At 64.3% G+C, this 3,447-nt stretch carries 2 protein-coding genes; both read right to left on the bottom strand.

The window, feature by feature from the left end; translation table 11 throughout:
- On the bottom strand, window positions 1-1,746 hold a 1,746-nt coding region (locus tag ACE3S9_RS16930), incomplete at its 3' end, for an isoleucine--tRNA ligase (RefSeq protein WP_374547651.1).
- A 481-nt stretch (window positions 1,747-2,227) separates the two neighbouring features.
- A partial coding sequence (locus ACE3S9_RS16925) for an NAD(P)(+) transhydrogenase (Re/Si-specific) subunit beta (protein ID WP_374547650.1) occupies window positions 2,228-3,447 on the bottom strand: 1,220 nt, incomplete at its 5' end.

Here is a 3,447-nt window from a genome sequence, read left to right as displayed (position 1 = left end):
CACATCGTCGATCTTGTCGTAATCACTCGGGTTATGATCCGGCGCGAGGAAACGCTCGGCGGCGCCGTCCTTGTACCAGGCGTCGGCGCCCTCCTTGGCGAAGGCCTCGACGATCCGGGCGTTGACCTTGTCATCGACCAGAATGTCGTGGCCGCCCTTCTTGACGAAAACCGCGATCGGCACGCCCCAGGCGCGCTGGCGCGACACCACCCAGTCCGGGCGGTTCGCGATCATGCCGGTGATGCGGTTCTCGCCCGCCGCGGGGATCCATTTCGTGCGGCCGATTTCTTCCAACGCGATATTTCGTAACGTGGGCGAGTTGGAAAGATAAGCCGCTTCGCCCATGCGAACGCGCTCGGCGACGTGGTTGGGCATCATTGGGACGGGGCCAATTGGCTGGTCCATCGCGATGAACCATTGCGGCGTATTGCGGAAGATGACCGGCTTTTTCGAGCGCCAGCTATGCGGATATTGGTGCTTGAGCCGCCCGCGCCCGATCAGCGCGCCGGCCTCGACCAGCCCCTTGATGACCCGATCATTGGCGTCGCCTTTGGCGCCCTTGTCGTCGATGACCCGCGCGCCGGGGAAGCCCGGAACCTCGTCGGTGTAAAAGCCGTCGGCGTCCACCGTATAGGGAATGCGCGTGTCGATGCCGCGCTCGTGCAGCAGGCGGCTGGACGCCATCCAGATGTCGAAATCCTCGCGGCCGTGGCCCGGCGCGGTGTGAACGAAGCCCGTGCCGGCGTCGTCGGTGACATGGTCGCCGTCGAGCAGCGGCACGTCAAAATCATAGCCGAGCGCGGCGAGCGGATGGGCGCAGGTTGCAGCGGCGAGTTCGCTGGCCGGCACGTCGCGGACGCGCTCGAAAGCTTCGACCTTGGCCGATTGCAGCACGCCCTCGGCCAGCTTGTCGGCCAGAATGTAGAGATCGCCGGCCTTGGCCCAATTGCCCTCCGGCGCGGCCGTCACGCGATAAAGGCCATAGGCGATGCGATGCGAATAGGAAATGGCGCGGTTGCCCGGCAGGGTCCAGGGCGTGGTGGTCCAGATGACGACGCGGACGTCCTTGCCCTTGACCGGAAAGGCCACGAACACCGTGTCCGACGTGTGGTCCTCATATTCCACTTCCGCCTCGGCCAAGGCGGTCTTTTCCACCACCGACCACATCACCGGCTTGGAGCCGCGATACAGCAGGCCGTTGGCGGCGAATTTCAGGATTTCGCGCGCGATCACGCTTTCGGCGGCGTAATCCATGGTGGCGTAGCGGCCGGTCCAGTCGCCAGCGACGCCCAGGCGCTTGAATTCCTCGCGCTGGATGTCGAGCCAATGTTCGGCGAAGGCGCGACACTCGCGGCGGAACTCCACCACCGGCACTTCGTCCTTGTTGCGGCCCTTGGCGCGATATTGCTCCTCGATCTTCCATTCGATCGGCAGGCCATGGCAGTCCCAGCCCGGCACGTAATTGGCGTCCTTGCCGCTCATGCGCTGCGAGCGGGTGACGATATCCTTGAGGATCTTGTTGAGCGCATGGCCGATATGGATATTGCCATTGGCGTAGGGCGGGCCGTCGTGCAGCACGAATTTCGGCTTGCCGGCGTTCTCCTGCCGCATTTTTTCGGTCAGCCCGGTCTCTTCCCAATGGGCCAGCAGCTCCGGCTCCTTTTTGGGCAGGCCGGCGCGCATGGGGAAGTCGGTCTTCGGCAGATAAAGCGTGGCGGAATAATCGGGACCCGTTTTGTCGGTCATGAATCAGGCTCGCGGCGCGTGAGGGCGAGAAAGGTCGTGCGGAAACATCCCGGCGCGCGTCGAGACGAACTCAGACGCGGACCGGGCCGATAATTCGCCGGGAATTCTGGGCGGGCCGAAACGACATGCGGCCTTTTAGCAAAATCCGGGCCCGCGAATAAAGGGCGCCGCAACAAAAAAGCGCGGGCCGGAATGTTCCGCCCGCGCCGATTTCACGAAAAACCTGTCCGGAGAAGGTTCCGCCCCCTCATCCGGCTCCTTCGGAGCCACCTTCTCCCGCAAGGGGAGAAGGGTTGGCCGTCACTTCGGATCCCGCGTGGCGATCCTTTTCCCCCCATCTGGCGGGGAACACCCTTCTCCCCTTGCGGGAGAAGGTGGATCGGCGCCGTGAGGCGGCGAGACGGATGAGGGGTAGCGTCAGCCCCCCTCATCCGGCGCTGACGCGCCACCTTCTCCCGCAAGGGGAGAAGGATCAGTCCGTTCAGTGCGCCATGGCCTTGACGATGTTCTCGACCACCTTCTTGGCGTCGCCGAACAGCATCATCGTATTGTCCTTGAAGAACAATTCGTTCTCGACGCCGGCATAGCCGGAGCTCATGCCGCGCTTGATGAACATCACCGTCTTGGCCTTTTCGACGTCGAGGATCGGCATGCCGTAGATCGCCGAGGTCTTGTCGGTCTTGGCCGCCGGATTGGTGACGTCATTGGCGCCGATCACGAAGGCGACGTCGGCCTGCGAGAATTCGGAATTGATGTCCTCCAGCTCGAACACTTCGTCATAGGGGACGCTCGCTTCCGCCAGCAGCACGTTCATATGGCCCGGCATGCGGCCCGCCACCGGATGGATGGCGTATTTGATCTCGACGCCCTCCTCCTTCAGCAGATCGGCCATTTCGCGCAGAGCGTGCTGGGCCTGCGCCACCGCCATGCCATAGCCCGGCACGATGATGATCTTGGACGAATTCTGCATGATATAGGCCGCGTCGTCGGGCGAACCCTGCTTGACCGGACGGCTTTCCTTTTCACCGCCGGCCGCCGCCGCGTCCTCGCCGCCGAAGCCGCCGAGGATGACGCTGACGAACGAGCGGTTCATGCCCTTGCACATGATGTAGGACAGGATCGCGCCCGAGGAGCCGACCAGGGCGCCGGTGATGATCAGCGCCAGATTGCCCAGGGTGAAGCCGATGCCGGCCGCCGCCCAACCCGAATAGGAATTGAGCATCGACACCACCACCGGCATGTCGGCGCCGCCGATAGGGATGATGAGCGTCACGCCCAGAACCAGCGACACCAGCACGATCAGCAGGTACAGGAACGGGCTGCCCGTGCCGAAAAAGGCCGCGATCAGCAGGATCAGGCCGATGCCCAGCGCCAGATTGAGGGCATGGCGCTGCGGCAGCATGATCGGCTTGCCGGACATGCGGCCGTCGAGCTTGAGGAAGGCGATGACCGAGCCGGTGAAGGTGATCGCGCCAATGGCCGCGCCGAGCGACATTTCGATCAGGCTGGCCGGATGGATGTCGCCGGGGACGCCGATGCCGAAAGCCTGCGGGGCGAACAGGGCGCCCGCCGCCACCAGCACGGCGGCGAGGCCGACCAGCGAGTGGAAGAAGGCGACGAGCTGCGGCATCTTGGTCATTTCGATGCGCCGCGCCAGCACGGCGCCGAAGCCGCCGCCGATCAGCAGGCCGAAGACCACCA

The organism is Rhodoblastus sp., assembly GCF_041915505.1.
Lineage (GTDB): Bacteria > Pseudomonadota > Alphaproteobacteria > Rhizobiales > Beijerinckiaceae > Rhodoblastus.
This window is presented reverse-complemented; position numbering and strand designations above follow the sequence as displayed.